Origin of the sequence: Jiangella mangrovi (assembly GCF_014204975.1) — a bacterium.
Lineage (GTDB): Bacteria > Actinomycetota > Actinomycetes > Jiangellales > Jiangellaceae > Jiangella > Jiangella mangrovi.
In genome coordinates this window covers 1-17067 of record NZ_JACHMM010000001.1, presented here as the reverse complement: position 1 = coordinate 17067, position 17067 = coordinate 1, and the positions used below count along the sequence as shown (strand labels likewise).

The following is a 17067-nucleotide window of genomic DNA, read 5'->3' as shown; positions in this document are numbered from 1 at the left end:
CATGAGCGACCTGCGCCCGTCCCTCGACACTCCCGAGGTGGCCGCCGCCGAAGGTGCGCTGGCGGCCGAGGCCACCGGCGAGGCCGTCACGCGGTCGACTCGCCGCTCGCCGCTGGGCATGGCGGCGCGCCGGTTCCGGCGCAACAAGATCGCCGTCGCCGGCAGCGTGTTCCTGCTTCTCATCCTGCTGCTGGCGGTGTTCGCGCCGCTCATCGCGCAGCAGTCGCCCACCGCCGTCGACCTCGGCGCGATCCGGCGTGCGCCGTCGGGCGAGCACTGGCTCGGCACCGACGCGTCCGGCCGCGACGTGTTCGCCCGGCTGATCTACGCGGCCCGGGTCTCGCTGCTGGTCGGCGTGGGCGCGGCGTTGCTGGCGGTGCTGCTGGGCACCATCGTCGGCGCGGTCGCCGGGCTGTTCGGTGGCTGGGTGGAGACCGTCCTCATGCGGACGGCGGACATGATGCTGTCGTTCCCGAGCATCGTCATCATCATCGTGCTGGCCGGCATCCTGGGGCCGAGCATCCCGATCCTCATCCTCTCGATCGCCGTCACCACCTGGCCGACGACGGCGCGGCTGGTCCGCGGTGTCACGCTGGCCGTGCGCGAACGCGAGTACCTGCACGCCGCCCGGGTGGCCGGGGCGTCGCGCGGCTGGATGCTGCGCAAGCACATCGTGCCGGCCGCCATGGGCCAGATCGTGGTCGTCGGCACCATCACGGTCGCCGGCGCCATCCTGGCCGAGGCGGTGCTGTCCTTCCTCGGGCTCGGCGTCCAGCCGCCGCAGGCCAGCTGGGGCAACATGCTCAACGACGCGCAGAGCCTGACCGTCATCCAGTCCATGCCGTGGCTGTGGCTGCCGCCGGGCCTGGCCATCGCCGCGACGGTGCTCGCGGTCAACTTCGTCGGCGACGGGCTGCGCGACGCCGTCGACCCGCGGCAGTCGGGGAGGTCCTGATGACGCTGGACGCCACCACCGAGCCGCTGCTGGTCGTCGACGACCTCGCCGTCGAGTTCCGCACCGACGAGGGCGTGGTCAAGGCCGTCGACGGAGCCGCGTTCACCATCGACCGGGGCGAGATCGTCGGCGTCGTCGGCGAGTCCGGCTCCGGCAAGAGTGTCACCGCGATGTCGATCCTCGGCCTGGTGAAGTCGGGCCGGCGGGTGCGCGGGGCGATCCGGTTCCGCGGCCGCGACCTCGCCGCGCTGCCGGCCAAGGAACTGCGGGCCATCCGCGGCGCCGAGATCGCGATGATCTTCCAGGACCCGATGACCGCGCTCAACCCGGTCGTCACCATCGGCCGGCAGATCGTCGAGGCGCTGCGGCTGCACGACAAGAAGATGTCGAAGGCAGCCGCCCGCGACCGCGCGATCGAGCTGCTGGCGCTGGTCGGCATGCCCGACGCCCCGGCCCGGTTCAAGCAGTACCCGCACGAGTTCTCCGGCGGCATGCGCCAGCGGGCCATGATCGCCATGGCGATCGCCAACGGCCCGAGCCTGCTCATCGCCGACGAGCCGACGACGGCGCTCGACGTCACCATCCAGGCGCAGGTGCTCGACCTGCTCAAGATCGCGCAGCAGGAGACGCAGGCGGCGACGCTGCTCATCACGCACGACCTGGGTGTGGTGGCCGAGCTCGCCGACCGCGTCGTCGTCATGTACGCCGGCCGCGTCGTCGAGCAGGGCGATGTCACCACCGTCTTCACCGCGCCGCGGCACCCGTACACCGTCGGGCTGCTCGAGAGCCTGCCCCGGCTGGACCGCGACGTCGACGAGCTGCACCCGATCCCGGGCAGCCCGCCGAGTCTGCTCGCCCCGCCGCCGGGCTGCCCGTTCCACCCGCGCTGCCCGCTGGCCCGCGACCGCTGCCGCACCGAGCGGCCGGACCTGCGGGTCGTCGGCAACGGCACCGCGATCCACCGGACGGCCTGCCACTTCGCCGAGGAGCTCGCGGGCGTCCCCACGGAGGTGACCCGATGACCGTCGAGACCGCGGCCGCCGACCGGCTCGAGCGCCTGGGCGAGGAGGTCCTGCGCGTCGAGGACCTGAAGATGCACTTCCCGATCCGCGGCGGCGTGTTCCGCCGCGAGGTCGGGGCGGTCCGCGCGGTCGACGGCGTCTCGTTCGCCATCGACCAGGGCGAGACGCTGAGCCTGGTCGGCGAGTCCGGCTGCGGGAAGTCCACCACCGGGCGCATGGTCGTGCGGCTGCTCGAGCCGACGTCGGGGCGCATCCTCTACAACGGCCACGACCTCTCGACCATGAGCGAGGCGGACCTGCGGCCGTGGCGCAGCAAGACGCAGATCGTCTTCCAGGACCCGTACGCGTCGCTGTCGCCGCGGATGACGGTGCACGACATCATCGCCGAGCCGCTGCGGGTGCAGGGCAAGTACCGGCAGGGCGGCGCCGACCGAGTGTCCGAGCTGCTCGACCTCGTCGGTCTGCAGCCCGAGCACGCCAACCGATACGCGCACGAGTTCTCCGGCGGCCAGCGCCAGCGCATTGGCATCGCCCGCGCGCTCTCGCTCGACCCGGAGCTGCTGGTGCTCGACGAGCCGGTGTCGGCGCTGGACGTGTCGATCCAGGCGCAGGTGGTGAACAAGCTGCGCGAGCTGCAGCAGCGGCTGGGGCTGGCGTACCTGTTCATCTCGCACGACCTCTCGATCGTGCGGCACGTGTCGCACCGGATCGCCGTCATGTACCTCGGCGTCATCGTCGAGACCGGCACCCGCGACGAGATCTTCACCGCGCCGCAGCACCCGTACACGCAGGCACTGCTGTCGGCCGTGCCGGTGCCGGACCCGCGGCTGCGCGGCGCCCGCGAGCGGATCACGCTGAAGGGCGACGTCCCGAACCCGGCCAACCCGCCGTCGGGCTGCCGGTTCCGGACCCGCTGCTGGAAGGCGCAGGCCAAGTGCGCCGAAGAGGTGCCGCTGCTCGAGGACCGGCTGGGCACCGGCCACCCCAGCGCCTGCCACTTCCCGGAGCTGCTGAACGTGCTGCCGGTCTCGGGAGCCGCGTCGTGACCCTCGATCTGCTGATCACCGGAGGCACGGTCGTCGACGGCACGGGCGCCGACGGCGTGCGGGCGGACGTCGCGGTCGCCGACGGCGTGATCGTGGCGGTCGGTGGGGTGGCCGCGGAGGCCGAGGCCGCGCGCGTGATCGACGCCGCCGGCAAGGTCGTCTGCCCGGGCTTCGTCGACCTGCACACGCACTCCGACCTCACGCTGCTGTCCGCCCCGGAGGCCCGCAGCGCCGTTCACCAGGGCGTCACGACAACGGTGATCGGCAACTGCGGGCTCGGTGTCGCGCCGCTGCCCGCGGGGGCGAACGTCGCCGCCGTCAGGGCCGCCGTCGGCTACCTCGACCTCGACCCGTCCGTCGACTGGGACTGGACGTCGTGGTCGGAGTACGCCGACACGCTCGCCGCCGCGCGGCCGAGCGTCAACGTCGCCGGCCTGGTCGGGCACCTGCCGCTGCACGCCGGTGTCGTCGGGTTCGAGGACCGGCCGGCGGCCGAACGCGACCTGGCGGCCATGGCGTACCTGCTGGCCGAGGCGCTGGACGCCGGCGCCGTCGGGCTGTCGACGGGGCTCATGTACGCGCCGCTGACCTTCGCCGGCCGGGCCGAGCTGGTCGCCCTGGCCGAGGTGGTGGCCGACCACGACGCCCTGTTCGCCTGGCATCTGCGCGACTACGGCGACGACGTGCTGCCCGCCGTCCAGGAGGCGCTCGACGTCGCCGCGGCCACCGGGGTGCGCACCCAGCTCTCGCACCTGACCGCCGTCGGCCGGCGCAACTGGGGCAGCGTCGCGAAGGCGCTCGAGCTGATCGACACCGCCCGCGACGAGGGCCTCGACGTCGCCGTCGACATGTACCCGTACCTCGCCGGCAACGCCCCGCTGTCGCAGCGGCTGCCCGCGTGGGCGCAGGCCGGCGGCGAGGACGCGATGCGCGCCCGGCTCGCCGACGCCGACGTCGTCGCCCGGATCCGCGAGGCCTGGTCCGGCCAGGCGGTCGGCTGGGACGAGATCACCGTCAACTCCGCGCCCGGCGCGCCCGAGGTGGTCGGCTGGACGGTGACCGAGCTGGCCGCGTCGAGCGGGACCGATGCCGACACCATCGCCGTCGACCTCATCGCCCGGTTCGGCAACGCCGTCTCGATGGTGGCCGGCGGGCGCGACGGCGGCGACCTGCGCGCCGTCCTGTCGCACCCCGCGTCCGTCATCGGCTCCGACGGCCAGGCGCTCGACCTGACCGGGCCGACCGCGGAGGGCAACCCGCACCCCCGGTCCTACGGCACCTACGCGCGGCTGCTCTCCGAGTACGTCGCCGACGGCACGCTCACGCTGCCCGAGGCGATCCGCAAGTGCACGTCGGGTGCGGCGCACCGGGCGGGGATCACCGATCGTGGGACCATCACCGCAGGGCAGGCCGCGGACATCGTGATTCTCGACGCCGGCCGGCTCGCCGATCGCGCCACGTTCGCCGACCCCCGGCGCTATCCCGCCGGCGTCGACACCGTGATCGTCAACGGCGAGCCGACGGCCGGCCAGGGGGACCACACCGGAGCGCGGGCCGGACACGTACTCAGAGCAGGGACGAGGGACAAGGGGCAGCGACCATGAGACCTGTCGCGAGAACAACCCGGCGGACGTCGGTCGACGACGACCGGCCGGCGTCGGCCAACTACCACGCGAACGCGCTGGCGCGCGGGCTCGCGCTGCTGGAACTGCTGTCCAACGGCGACGAGCCGCTGACACTGGTGGACATCAGCGAGTCGACCGGCTTGCCGAAGAGCACGCTGGTCCGGCTGCTCGCGGTGCTGGCGGAGATGGAGTACATCGTCCGCGTCGACGAGCGCCCTTCGTACCGGCTCGGGCACAAGGTGCTGCGGCTGTCGAACGCGTACATGTCCTCGCTGGACCTGTCCGTGGTGGCCGACCGCTACCTCGCGCCGCTGGCCGTGCGCACCGGGCAGACGGCGAACCTCGGCATGCTCGACGGCGAGCAGGTCATCCACGTCGGCGTGCACGAGCCGGACCGGCCGATCCGGTTCCGCGCCAGCCCCGGCGTCCGCGACCACGGCTACTGCACCGGCCTGGGCAAGATGCTGCTGTCGCGGCTGCCCGTGGACCGGCTGGCCGAGCACGTGCCGCCGGACCCGTTCACCAAGTTCACCGACGACACCATCACCACGCTCGACGAGCTCGCCCGCGAGCTGCGGCTGATCGAGCGGCGCGGCTACGCGTTCGACGACAACGAGCGCAGCGTCGGCCTGCGCTGCGTCGCCGTCCCGGTCGAGGTCGACGGCGAGTGCCTGGCGGCGGTCAGCGTCTCGGGCCCGTCCGGCGAGTTCGGCCCGGACCGCCAGCAGTTCTACCTCGAGCGGCTGAACGAGACGGCGGCCGAGCTGGCCGGCGACCCCGACACCGCCGCCGCCATGCGCATCGTCCACAGCTCGCTGCGTCCCGCCCGCTAGGCGTAGCCGACGTACGTTTCTCAGCTGAGGCTCAGGAGGCCGCATGTTCGACGTCCACACCCACTGCCACCAGCCCGAGCACTGGGGCCCGGAGTGGCGGGCCCACTGGGCGCCGGTGTACGGACAGGAGGAGGCGCACGCCTTCACGCCCGAGGAGTACGACGAGGCGATGAAGGGCGTCTCCGTCGCCTGCGTCTTCGGCCTGCGGGCGACGGCGGCCGGAGTGGCGACGCCGAACGAGTACGTCGAGTGGTTCTGCAAGAACACCAGCACGAACACCATCGGGTTCATGGCGCTGGACCCGACGGACTCGGACGTGCTCGACCAGCTGGCCGACGGGGTCGCCCGCGGGCTGCGGGGCATCAAGCTGTACCCCGTCCTGTCCCTGTTCGACGCACGGGACGAGCGGTTCGACCCGTTCTACGAGGCGGCGACGGCGGCCGGCCTGGTGATCCTGTGGCACATGGGCGCGACGCCGAGCCCGGCCGGGTCGCTCATGGTCAGCCAGCCGCTGGTCGTCGACGAGGTTGCCCGCCGGCACCCCGACCTCACCATGGTCATGGCGCACATGGGTCACCCGTGGCAGCGCGAGGCCATGGTCGTGTGCCGGAAGAACCGGCGGGTCTTCACCGACGTGTCCGCGTCGTGGGCGCGCCCGTTCGACGGCTACCACGCACTGGTCCGCGCGCAGGAGTGGGGCGTGGTCGACAAGCTGCTGTTCGGCTCGGACTTCCCGATCTGGACACCGGCCCAGGCCGTGGAGGGACTCCGCGAGATCGCGGCGATGCGCCCGCCGACCATGCCGTACGTGCTGCCGTCGACACTGGACTGGCTGATCGACGGCGACCCGCGCGAGGCGCTGGGGCTGCTGTGATCGAGACCCGCGCAGCGGTGTTGTGGCGACTGGGTGACGCGCCTCCGTACGCCAGTGGTTCGGCGCTGACGGTGGAGTCGTTGACGTTGGCGCCGCCCGACGCCGGTGAGCTGCTGGTCCGTGTCGAGGCGGCCGGGCTCTGCCACTCCGACCTGTCCGTCATCAACGGCAGCCGGCCGCGGCCGACGCCCATGGTGCTGGGGCACGAGGCGGCCGGCGTGGTCGAGGAGGTCGGTCCCGGGGTCATCGACGTCGCGCCCGGCGACCACGTCGTCATGACGTTCGTGCCGTCGTGCGGCCACTGCGTCGAGTGCGCCGGCGGTCGCCCGGCGATGTGCGTGGTCGGCGCGGCCGCCAACGGCGCCGGCCGGCTGGTCGCCGGCGGCACCCGGTTCGGCCGCTCCGGCGTGGAGTTCGCCCACCACCTGGGCGTGTCGGCGTTCGCCGAGCGCACCGTCGTGTCGCGCGGCTCGGTGGTCGTCGTCCCTGACAGCGTGCCGTTCGACGTCGCCGCGATGCTCGGCTGCGCGGTGCTCACCGGCTTCGGCGCCGCCGTCAACACGGCGGGCGTCCGGCCGGGGGAGTCGGCGGTCGTGTTCGGGCTGGGCGGGGTGGGGCTGTCCGCGGTCATGGGCGCCGCCCTGGCCGGCGCGCACCCCGTCGTCGCCGTCGACACGGTGGCGTCGAAGCTCGAGCTGGCCCAGTCGTTGGGGGCGACCGCTGTGCTGGACCCCGGTGCGGTGGATGACCTGGTGGAGGCAGTGCGCTCGGCGACCGGGGGTGGTGCCGACCACGCGTTCGAGTGCGTCGGCAGCGCCGCCGTCCTCGAGACCGCGTTCGCCGTCACCGCCCGCGGCGGCTCCACCGTTGCCGTCGGCCTGCCCGACCCCTCCCATCGCAGCTCGCTCCCCGCCGTCACCCTCACCGGCGAGGGCCGCGTGCTGCGCGGCTCCTACATGGGCTCGGCCGCGCCGGCGCGCGACATCCCCCGGCTCATCCGCCTCTGGGAGGCGGGCAAGCTGCCGATTGAGCAGCTCCGCACCGGCGTCATCGGCTTCGACGGCCTCGCCGCCGCCTTCGACGAGCTCGCCGCCGGCCGCGCCGTACGCCAGCTCCTCCGCCCCACCGCCGCGTAGGGGCGCCCGCGCGGTCGATGGTTGAGGGATCCGTGTCGCTCTGGCGACACCTTTCCCTCAACCATCGCGGGCGCCATGGGCGCGGAGCGGTTCGTCAAGGGCGGCCTTCGTAGGCGGCCGTGAGGGCGTGCAGGTCGAGCTTGACCATCGACATCATCGCGGCGGCGGTGCGGCCGGCCTTCTCGGGATCCGGGTCGCTGAGGTACTGCAGCAGCTGCACCGGCGTCACCTGCCAGGACACGCCGAAGCGGTCCTTCAGCCAGCCGCACTGGGTGGCCTTGCCGCCGTCGGCGAGCAGGGCGTCCCAGTAGCGGTCGATCTCCTCCTGCGTCTCGCAGCTCACGAACAGCGAGATGGCGTCGTTGAACTCGTCGTGCGGGCCGCCGTTGAGGGCCATGAACTCCTGCCCGGCCAGCTCGAACGTCGCCGACTGCAGGGTGCCGGCGGGGAACGGGCCGCCCTCGCCGTAACGGCTGAGCGACGTGATGCGGGCGTCGTCGAAGATGGAGGTGTACAGGGTGAGCGCCTCTTCGGCGTCGTCGTCGAACCACAGGAACGGCGTGATCTTCTGGCTCATGGTCGTGCCTTTCGCTCTGTCGCCGGCCTCCCCGGCGGTTCGTCAGTGAGTCGGAGCCGGCGCGCCGTTCTCGACGACCCTCACGACGATTCGTCACCGGACGGCGGCTGATCGAGGGTCCGGCGCAGCAACCAGTCCGTGCCGGTGCGGATCAGCGCGTACCGGGCGGCGCCGCCGCGGCCGTGCAGGGTGAAGAGCATGCGCCGCTCGGTGCGGTCGTGCTCCTCCCACCAGCCGGTGTCGGCGACGGACTTGTCGGCGTCCTCGTAGCCGAGGTGGTCGAGGTCGTGATCGGGCACCTCGACGGCGAGCCGGTTCTCGCCCGGTTCGCGCGGCAGCCCGCGGGGCACGGCCCACGAGCGCAGGACGCCGCCCTCCTCCAACCGCAGGTCGAAGTGGTGACGGGGCCGGCGGTGCTCGTGCAGCACGAACGCCGGCCGGTCCCCGTCACTCTCCACGCGCTATTCGTACCCCATGCGGCGACGCGCGAGCAGCACCATGGCGGCGCCCGCACCGAGCAGGCCGACGGCGACGGCGACCCGCCCGGCTCCGGTGCCGGTGTCCGGCAGCTCCTCGCCCGGCTCGTCCGGCTCGTCCGGCCCATCCGTGGGCGACGGTGTCGGCTCACCCGTGGGCGACGGTGTGGACGTCGGCTCCTCGGTGGGCGACGGCGTGGGCGTCGGGGTCGGCGTCGGGTCCGCAACGATGTCCAGCGGCTCGTCGAGCGGGACGGTCACCGGGACCTCCGTCGGCGCGCCGCCGGGCGGGGTGATGACCAGGTCGTAGTCGCCGGCCGGGACGTCGGGGAGCAGGAAGTCGCCGTTCTCGTCGGTGGTGGTCTCGGCGACGGGGTCACCGTCGGGGGTCTCGAGCACGACGTCGGCGTCCGGTACCGGGTCGCCCGACGGGTCGGTGACGGTGCCGGGCACGTCGTGGACCTCGGGCTCGGGCTCGGAGGCGGTGAGGTCGAAGTCGACCCCCGTCACCTCCGCGGCGACGGCGTCCGCAGGCAGCTCCGTCGGCCCCACCGGGAAGAGCCCGTCCGGCACCGTCATCGTCACGTCGTACTCGCCGGGCGCGACGCCCTCGAAGACGTAGCCGCCGTCGTCGCCGGTGACCGCGGTCGCCACGACCTCGCCGCCAGGAGAGGTCAGCGTCAGTTCCACACCGGCCTGCGGCGTCGTCCTGTCCAGCGTGACCGTGCCGGCGACCGAGCGCAGCTCCGTCGCGAACCAGGTGTGGTAGACGGGGAAGCCGGTCTGCCAGGCGAACTCGACCGTCAGCGTCGACAGCGCGACCGTCGGCCGGAACCAGCCCGACGCGCCGCCGGTGTCCGGGCCGTTGCCGGTCAGCGTGACGGAGCTCTCCCCGCTCGCGGCGGCGGGCAGGTCGAAGCCGTCGCCGCCCGCGGGCGGGCCGGAGGAGCAGACGCTGCCGCTCGGCCGCGGCGACGCGTCGCAGTAGTTGAACGCGCCCTCGAAGCCCAGGTCCGCGGCGGCGACCGGCTCGCCCGAAGCATCCAGCGCGCTGACCATGGCGATGTCGGAGTCGATGTCGCCGAGCGCGAACCCCCAGCCGCCGGCCGGCGTGGGCGTGTCGAACGTGTAGACGGTGGTCGACGGCGACCCCGTGGCGTCGGCGGCCGGGCGCAGGTTGAGGTACGGCTGGTCCCGGCTCGACCCGAACACCTCGCCCCACGGCGTCCCGGCCGAGATCCAGTTCGACGCGCCGGTCGGCACGGTCGCGGCCGCACGCGAGTCGCTGCTGAACGAGACCGCCGGGAAGCCGGGCGGCAGCGTCACCGTCCCCTCGTAGGCACCCGCGCCACCGCTCAGCGTCACCTCGGCGTACGACCCCTCCGCGTACGCCGATCCCGCGACGCCGAGCGCGAGCGCCGCCGCCCCGGCGGCGGCGGCCACCGCCCGCACCATCCCACGTGCCATGTCCCCGTATGTCCCTTCGTGCCGTTCTAGCAGCTCAACGGGGTCATTGAACTCCTGGGCGGCGGCCGCCACCACCGATTCGCGCAAACGTGTCACACGCTCGACAGCGCCGCCGTCGGGGGCATCCGCGCCGCCCGCGCCGCCGGGTACGCCCCGGCCAGCGCGCCGACCACCATGGTCGCGCCGGCCGCGCCCGCCAGCACCCACACCGGCAGCGCGAACGGCCAGCCCCGCGACCCGGCGAAGGCCGCCGTCGCCGCACCGCCGAGCAGCGCCCCGCCGACCCCGCCGAGTGCCGCCAGCAGCACCGACTCGCCGAGGAACTGCCGGCGGATGTGCGCCCGGGTCGCGCCGAGCGCCCGCCGCAGCCCCACCTCGGAGCGCCGTTCCAGGACGGCGATCACCATGGTGTTGGCCACGCCGATACCGCCGACCAGCAGCGCCACGCCGCCGAGCGCCAGCAGCAGCGTCGTCAGCGTCTCGTCGGTCGCCGCCTGCGCCTCGAGCGCGTCCGACGGCCGGCTGACGGCGACCTCCTCCGGCGTCGCGGGGTCGACCGTCGTCGGCAGCAGTGCGCGGACGTCGTCGATCGCCGTCTCGTCGACCCGCTGGTAGATGGTGGTCGGCGAGCCGTCGAAGTCCAGCAGCGACGCGGCAACCGGCCAGCCGACCAGCGCCGACGAGTCCAGCTCCGGCGCCAGCGGCACGGGGTCGAGGACGCCGGCGACGGTGAACCACTCGCCGCCGAGCCAGACCTGCACGTCGCCGTCGGTCCGCGACACCCCCAGCAGGGCCGCCGCGTCCGAGCCGAGGACGACCACCGGGAACGCGCCCAGCGCGTCGTCCAGCCAGCGTCCCGACGCGACCGTCGCGCTCACCGTGTCGAGCAGGTCGGTGCGGGCGGCGCTGACGGCGATCGCGTTGGTCTGGTTCGGGTCGATCTCGTCGGTCCGGTACACCGCGGTGTCCGCGACGACGCCGACCGCGCTGACGGCGCCGACGTCGTCGAGCCGCGCCACCATGTCGACGCTCTCCGGCGGCAGCGACGCCTCGCCCACGAAGGACTGGCCGGGCGCGACGGTGAGCAGGTTGGTCCCGAGGCTGCGCAGCTGCTCGTGCACCTGCTCGCGGCTGGACGCGGAGATCCCGACGACGGCGACCATCGCCGCGATGCCGACCGCGATGCCCAGTGCGGACAGGACGGCGCGCAGCGGACGGGCGCGCAGCCCCGAGAACGCCACCCGGACTGTGTCGCGCGGGCGCAGCCGCGAGCGCGGCGCAGTCACGACGGCCCCAGGGAGTACTCGTCGGACTCGATGCGCCCGTCCAGGATGTGCACCTGCCGCGGCAGCTCGGCGGCCACGCCGTGGTCGTGCGTGATGACGATGACGGTGGTGCCGCCGTCGTGCAGCTCGTGCAGCAGCTTGAGCACCGCCGCGCCGGACGCGGAGTCCAGCGCGCCGGTCGGCTCGTCGGCCAGCAGGAACGACGGTCGCCCGACCAGCGCCCGCGCGACGGCGACCCGCTGCCGCTGCCCGCCGGACAGCTCGTTCGGCCGGTGGTGCGTGCGGTCGGCCAGCCCGACCCGGGCCAGCGTCCGTGCGGCCCGCCGTCGGCGCTCCCGCGGCGACATCCCGGTGTAGAGCAACCCGTCGGCGACGTTGTCCAGCGCGCTGACGCCGGGGGAGAGGAAGAACTGCTGGAACACGAAGCCGATGCGGTGCGCTCGCAGCGCCGACAGCTGCCGGTCGCTCAGCTCGGCGACGTCCTGGCCGTCGATCGACACCTCGCCGGCGTCGGCCCGGTCCAGCGTGCCCAGGATGTTCAGCAGCGTGGACTTCCCCGACCCCGACGGCCCCACGATCGCGACGAGCTCGCCCGGCGCGACGGTGAGGCTGACGCCGTCGAGCGCCCGCACCGGCGGCCGGCCGGGGTAGCGGCGGTGCACGTTGCGCAGCCGGACCACCGGCCGCGCCGTCGACACGCTCATCGCCCGGCCACCCCCACGACGTCGCCCTCGGCGATGCCGTCGCCGGTCACCTCGACCCGGCCGTCGGCGAACAGCCCCGGCTCGACCGGGACCACCGACGTCGCGCCGTCGTCGCCCACGAGCTCGAGCCCGTAGCCGCCGCCGGCCGTCGCCAGCAGCGCCGTCACCGGGACCACCAGCACGTCGACCCGTTCGCCGACCGGCAGCACCACGTCCACCGGCGACCCGGCGAGCGCGGCGTCGACCGGTGCGGCCAGCGCCACCTCGATCTCGACGACGGCGTCCTCGGCGCTGGCCGCCTCCTCACCGGAACCGGCGCCAGCGGCCGCGCTCGCGCCGGCCGCGGAGGGCGCCTCCACCACCGTCGACGCCGTCACCGTCCCGGCCGCCTCCGCGCCGTCGGGCAGCACGACGGTGACGGCGGCGCCGACGGCGAGCAGGTCGCGGTCGGCGACGTCGACCTCGAGCGTCGCCACCTGGTCGGTCCCGGTGACGTCGAGCACCGGCGTGCCCGGCGTGACCGGCGTGCCGACGTCGGCGTGCACCGTCCCGACCCGCCCGCCCTCGGGCAGGAAGACCACGTCGCCGCGGCCCACCGTTCCGGTCTCGTCGCGGCCGAGGTCCTCCTGCCACTCCTCGACGGCCTCGGCGGTGTTGTAGGTGTACTCGTCGTCGGCGGTGAACCCGGTGTAGCCGAGCGCGACCAGGTTCGCCTCCAGCTGCTCGACGTCGACGCCGTAGTCGCCGGATCCGAGGTCCCGGTACATCGGGATCACCCCGAGCAGCGCCGTCACCGGCCGCTCGTCCAGCCGGTACAGCTCGGTGCCACGGGTCACCTCGGTGTCGGCGGCGGCGACGCGGGTGACGGTGCCTCCCTGGCCGGCCGGGTCACCGGCCTGCGCCGCCTGGACGGTGAGCGCCTCGCCGTGGCCGAGGGTGCCGGTCCAGGTCTCCGACGAGGCGATGGTCTCGCGGGTCACGGTCGCCGTCGCCACCGGCGCCGCCGACTGGGGCGCGGGCTCGCCGCCGTCCTCCTGGGTGAGGTACCAGGCCGCGCCGCCCGCCCCGGCGACGCCGATCACGCCGAGCGTCAGCCAGAGCAGCCGGGTCCGGGAGCGGCGCGGCCGGTCCAGGTCCGCGTCCGGGTCGTCCAGGCGCCCGTCCTCGAGCGTGGTCGTCACTGCGGACCACCGCCGGCGCGCATCCGGATCGGGGCACCCTCGAGCAGCGGCTGGCACGTGCTCATCGCGGTCTGGAACTCCGCCGACTCCGGGTTCACGCCCTGCGGCACCGACAGCGTGCCGTCGGCGCCCGGGTCGGCCATGTCGATGCCGTTGTCGCGCATGCAGCCGGTGAACGCCCGCAGCGACTCCAGCTGGCTCGCGTCCAGCTGCGGCGGCTCGCCGCCGTTGGGCAACAGGGCGCGGCACTCCTCGGCGGCGGCCTGCGCGTTCGGGTCGCCCTGGGGGAGGCGCAGCTGCATGCCCGGCTGGCCCGGGTCGGGGTCCGGCAGGTCGACGCCGTGCTCGCGCATGCACTCGTAGAAGTCGAGCTCGGCCTGCTCGGGGTCGACCTCGCTGCGGTCGCCGCCGCTGCCGCCGTCGTCACTGGCGCCGTCGCCGCTGCTGCCGCCGTCGCCCGCCCCGTCGCCGGAGTCGGCATCGCCGTCGGCGGCTGCGGTGCCGGCCGCGGACAGGTCGTCGCCGCCGTCGTCGGAGCCGCAGCCGGTCAGCGCGACGGCGAGCAGGAGCGCGAGGGCCGGCAGCAGGCCGGACCTGCGCCGGGTGGATCGGGTCATGATGTCCTCCGGGGACGTGTCGGATGTCGGTCGTTGCCGTACACCCGCCACGCTCCCGGCGCCGGATGAGACGTCCTTAGGCCCGGTCTAAGAGCGGGCTGAGAATCGGCAGCTCCAGGGTCAGGACGGCGCCGCCGCCCTTGCGCCGGCCGGCCGCGACCGTGCCGCCGTGCAGCTCCGCAGCCTGCGCGACGATGGCGAGGCCCAGCCCGGAGCCGTGTCGTTCGCGGGCCGCCTGGCCGCGGTAGAACCGGTCGAAGACGCGCGGCAGGTCGAGGTCGGAGATGCCCGGCCCGCGGTCCAGGACCCGGATCCGGGCGGCGCCGCGATACTCGTCCAGCAGCACGTCGACGGTGGCGCCGGGCGCGCTGACCTGGACGGCGTTGCGGACCAGGTTCGCGACGGCCCGCTCCAGCACGACCGGGTGGACGACGGCCTCGAACGAGCGACCGGCGACGACGACGGTGACGGCGGGCGCGACGCGGCGGGTGCGGGCCACCGCGCGGTCGACCAGGGCGCGCAGATCCGTCTCCAGCGGCGGCTCGGGCTCGGTGCCGCCGCGGGCTAGCTCGACGATCTCGGCGACCATGTCCGACAGCGCGGCCGCCTCGGTCTCCAGGTCGCGCAGCAGGCGGGCGCGCTCCGACGGCGTCAGCGTGCGGCCGGGCTGCTGCTCGCTGCGCAGCAGGACCCCGAGGTCGGTGCGCAGCGTCGTCAGCGGGGTGCGCAGCTCGTGCCCGGCGTCCTCGACCAGCCGGCGCTGCTGGGTGCGGGCGTCGTCGAGTGCGGCCAGCATGGCGTTGACGGAGCCGGCGAGGCGGGCCACCTCGTGGCGCTCGTTGCCCGGCGGGTCGATCCGGTGCGCCAGATCCTTCGTGGTCGCGACCTGCTCGGCCGCGTCGACCAGCCGGTCGATGGGCCGCAGCCCGGTGCGCGCGGTAGTCCAGCCCAGCGCCGCGGCCAGCGCGACGCCCGCCCCGGTGATCCCGGCCAGCAGCCAGGCGATCCGGGTGAGCGTCTCGTGCACGCTCTTCAGCGGCTGGACCAACCGCAGCGCCCCGCCGTGCTCCAGGGCCGCCGTCATGACCCGGACGTCCTCGCCGCCGACCACCTCGTTGCGCAGCAGCGGTCCCTCGAGCTCGCCGGCCAGCATCCGCCGTTCCTCGTCGTCCAGCACCAGCGACTCCGGGCCGTTGCCCGGTAGCAGTCCCGGCTCGACGGCGCCGTCGGACGTGATGGTCTGCACGCCGAGCGGGTCGTTGCCGAGGAACAGGGAGAGTCGGTGCCGCGCGCCCTGGGGCACCTCCGCCGCCGTCCGCGCCATCTCCTCGACGTCGGGAACGCGGGAGAGCAGCCGCTGGTCGATGTCGTCGAGCAGACTGGAGCGGATCAGCAGCCAGGCGGCGACCGACGCCGCGACGATCGCCAGCGCCACCGCCACCGATGTCAGCACCGCGAGGCGGGCCCGGAGGGTCACGATGTCTCCGCACGCAGGGAATAACCGACGCCGCGGACGGTGTGGAGCATGCGCGGCTCGCCGCCGGCCTCGAGCTTCTTGCGCAGGTAGCCGATGTAGACGTCCAGCGAGTTCGTCGAGCCGTCCAGGTCGCAGCCCCACACGCCCTCGTAGAGCTGGCCGCGTGTGAGCACCTGGCGCGGATGGCGCATGAGCAGCTCCAGCAGGCCGAACTCCGTCCGGGTCAGCGTGATCTCCCGGTCACGACGGCGGACCTGCCACGTCCGCGGGTCCAGCCGCAGGTCGCCGACCACGAGCGGCGGGTCGTCGCCGCTGGCCGACGTGCGCCGCAGCATCGCGCGCAGCCGGGCCAGCAGCTCCTCGTGCGCGAACGGCTTCACCAGGTAGTCGTCGGCGCCGGCGTCCAGCCCCAGGACTCGGTCGCGGACGGCGTCGCGCGCGGTCAGCATGAGGACGGGCGTGCGGTCGCCGTCGCCGCGCAGCCGCCGGCACACCTCGATGCCGTCCAGGCGCGGCATCACCACGTCGACCACCAGCACGTCGGGGCGCACGTCCGGGACGCGGCTCAGCGCCTCGACGCCGTCGGCCGCGGTCGTGACGGCGTAGCCCTCGAAGCGCAGCGATCGCGCCAGGGACTCCCGGAGCACCGGCTCGTCGTCGACGACAAGGACCCGCACCCTCGCAGTGTGGAGGGCGAGGTTAAGAGCAGCCTGAGAAGGCCGGGCGCGCTCAGGCCTCGAGCCGGAACGGCGGGTACTTGTCGGTGACCAGCGTGACGGCATAGCCGGTGACCCGGTTCTGCCAGCGCAGCACGCCCTCGACGTAGTCGAACAGCCCGCGTGGGTAGCGGCCGGTGAACAGCACGGCGAACCAGGCGATCACGATGGCGAAGAACGCCCCGATGCCCAGGAAGAACAGCACGATGTAGTGCGGGATGGCCAGGAACCACTTCACCAGCGGCAGAAACCGGTTGAGCTCCGCGGGCACGTCCGGGTACCGGTAGTCCAGGCGGACGGACTGGTGCTCGTCGGTGGAGGGGTAGCGGTCGTTCATCAGCGCCAGGTAGCAGACCACCCGCGTGATGAACCGCTGCAGCTCGAGATTCCAGTCGAACCACCAGCGCGGGTACTTCTGCCGGAACAGGATCAGCAGCAGCGGGCCGAAGAAGAGCAGCCCGCCGGCGCCGGCCGCCGCCGCTTCGCCCTGTTCGTAGGACCACTGCCAGGTGCCCCCGGCCACACTGCCGAGGACGATGAGAATCGGGATCGCGACGATGAGGCGGAAGAACGTCGTCAGCCGGTCCAGCTGCCGGTCGGGGTAGTCGACCGCGAGCGTGACGGGGTAGGCGGGCGGTTCGATCGGTGGCGTCGGTGGCATCTGCTGCATGGCGCACCATCCAAGGTCGGTGTCGTGAGCCCGTGATCAGGCCTCTCACCAGGTCTACTACCGTTCTGGCGATGTAGCGGCCGGTTCGGCCGAAGAGATCGTCGGGACTCGATTTGACTCCGCCGGGCCGATCTTTGTAAGTTCTCCGTCGGCTCGTGAGAGCGCGGGACGCCGCAAGGCGGACCGGACTCACAGAGTCACCCCTGCCAAGCAGAACCAGATCGGCCTACGGGCTTGATCCGGCGAGGGCGGTGGGGTAAGCTAGACGGGTTGCCCGGGCGAGGATCATTCGATCGACAGCCAGCCGAATTCGAGAAACGCGAATTTGACTCGGCAGACCGGGAAAACCTAAAGTAACACCAGCGCTTCACGGAGATTTCCGAAAGGAAATCGAGTGGATGTGCC

Annotated in this window: 17 protein-coding genes; 7 read left to right on the top strand and 10 right to left on the bottom strand. The window is 73.6% G+C overall.

The genetic code is table 11. The features are described from left to right. The first annotated feature begins 1 nt into the window (after position 1). From opp4C to HD601_RS00055, 7 genes are read left to right on the top strand one after another with little or no spacing between them, the layout of a single operon-like run. Positions 2 to 955: an oligopeptide ABC transporter permease gene (gene opp4C, locus HD601_RS00085; RefSeq protein WP_184818180.1), complete on the top strand. Its 954-nt coding sequence runs from the start codon at positions 2 to 4 to the stop codon at positions 953 to 955. Continuing rightward, complete coding sequence (locus HD601_RS00080; protein ID WP_184818178.1) at positions 955 to 1977, top strand: ABC transporter ATP-binding protein; 1023 nt, start codon at positions 955 to 957, stop codon at positions 1975 to 1977. The genes opp4C and HD601_RS00080 overlap by 1 nt, the downstream gene beginning before the upstream one ends. Further along, positions 1974 to 3023 (top strand): ABC transporter ATP-binding protein, encoded by a 1050-nt coding sequence (locus HD601_RS00075; RefSeq protein WP_184818176.1) that lies wholly within the window; start codon positions 1974 to 1976, stop codon positions 3021 to 3023. Before HD601_RS00080 ends, HD601_RS00075 begins: the two co-directional genes overlap by 4 nt. Next, on the top strand, positions 3020 to 4627 hold the full coding sequence (locus HD601_RS00070; protein ID WP_184818175.1) for an amidohydrolase family protein: 1608 nt from the start codon (positions 3020 to 3022) through the stop codon (positions 4625 to 4627). The genes HD601_RS00075 and HD601_RS00070 overlap by 4 nt, the downstream gene beginning before the upstream one ends. Then, positions 4624 to 5481, top strand: coding sequence for an IclR family transcriptional regulator (locus HD601_RS00065; RefSeq protein ID WP_184818173.1), 858 nt, complete (start codon positions 4624 to 4626; stop codon positions 5479 to 5481). The genes HD601_RS00070 and HD601_RS00065 overlap by 4 nt, the downstream gene beginning before the upstream one ends. Positions 5482 to 5524: 43 nt before the next feature. Beyond that, on the top strand, positions 5525 to 6355 hold the full coding sequence (locus HD601_RS00060; RefSeq protein ID WP_184818171.1) for an amidohydrolase family protein: 831 nt from the start codon (positions 5525 to 5527) through the stop codon (positions 6353 to 6355). Next, complete coding sequence (locus HD601_RS00055) at positions 6352 to 7491, top strand: zinc-binding dehydrogenase (RefSeq protein WP_221440413.1); 1140 nt, start codon at positions 6352 to 6354, stop codon at positions 7489 to 7491. The genes HD601_RS00060 and HD601_RS00055 overlap by 4 nt, the downstream gene beginning before the upstream one ends. 94 nt (positions 7492 to 7585) lie before the next feature. Here HD601_RS00055 and HD601_RS00050 read toward each other — a convergent pair whose 3' ends face one another. From HD601_RS00050 to HD601_RS00005, 10 genes are all read right to left on the bottom strand, one after another. After that, a complete protein-coding gene (locus tag HD601_RS00050) occupies positions 7586 to 8068 on the bottom strand; it encodes a VOC family protein (protein ID WP_184818168.1) in 483 nt (160 codons plus the stop codon). 80 nt (positions 8069 to 8148) lie between these two features. Further along, complete coding sequence (locus HD601_RS00045) at positions 8149 to 8526, bottom strand: DNA polymerase ligase N-terminal domain-containing protein (protein WP_221440412.1); 378 nt, start codon at positions 8524 to 8526, stop codon at positions 8149 to 8151. A gap of 3 nt (positions 8527 to 8529) precedes the next feature. Continuing rightward, complete coding sequence (locus HD601_RS00040; protein ID WP_184818166.1) at positions 8530 to 10011, bottom strand: carboxypeptidase regulatory-like domain-containing protein; 1482 nt, start codon at positions 10009 to 10011, stop codon at positions 8530 to 8532. A 92-nt stretch (positions 10012 to 10103) separates the two neighbouring features. Next, positions 10104 to 11297 (bottom strand): FtsX-like permease family protein, encoded by a 1194-nt coding sequence (locus HD601_RS00035; RefSeq protein WP_184818164.1) that lies wholly within the window; start codon positions 11295 to 11297, stop codon positions 10104 to 10106. Then, the gene (locus tag HD601_RS00030; RefSeq protein WP_184818161.1) at positions 11294 to 12001 is read right to left on the bottom strand and encodes an ABC transporter ATP-binding protein; all 708 of its coding nucleotides are present in this window, start codon (positions 11999 to 12001) and stop codon (positions 11294 to 11296) included. The genes HD601_RS00035 and HD601_RS00030 overlap by 4 nt, the downstream gene beginning before the upstream one ends. Then, entirely contained in the window at positions 11998 to 13182 is a 1185-nt protein-coding gene (locus HD601_RS00025; protein WP_184818159.1) for a peptidoglycan-binding protein, read from the bottom strand. Before HD601_RS00025 ends, HD601_RS00030 begins: the two co-directional genes overlap by 4 nt. Continuing rightward, on the bottom strand, positions 13179 to 13799 hold the full coding sequence (locus HD601_RS00020) for a hypothetical protein (protein ID WP_184818151.1): 621 nt from the start codon (positions 13797 to 13799) through the stop codon (positions 13179 to 13181). The genes HD601_RS00025 and HD601_RS00020 overlap by 4 nt, the downstream gene beginning before the upstream one ends. A 76-nt stretch (positions 13800 to 13875) precedes the next feature. Continuing rightward, positions 13876 to 15276, bottom strand: coding sequence for an ATP-binding protein (locus tag HD601_RS00015; RefSeq protein WP_184818149.1), 1401 nt, complete (start codon positions 15274 to 15276; stop codon positions 13876 to 13878). Beyond that, complete coding sequence (locus HD601_RS00010) at positions 15273 to 15953, bottom strand: response regulator transcription factor (protein ID WP_343076373.1); 681 nt, start codon at positions 15951 to 15953, stop codon at positions 15273 to 15275. The genes HD601_RS00015 and HD601_RS00010 overlap by 4 nt, the downstream gene beginning before the upstream one ends. Before the next feature lie 52 nt (positions 15954 to 16005). Continuing rightward, positions 16006 to 16662, bottom strand: coding sequence for a DUF4389 domain-containing protein (locus HD601_RS00005; RefSeq protein ID WP_221440411.1), 657 nt, complete (start codon positions 16660 to 16662; stop codon positions 16006 to 16008). Between the last annotated feature and the right edge of the window lie 405 nt (positions 16663 to 17067).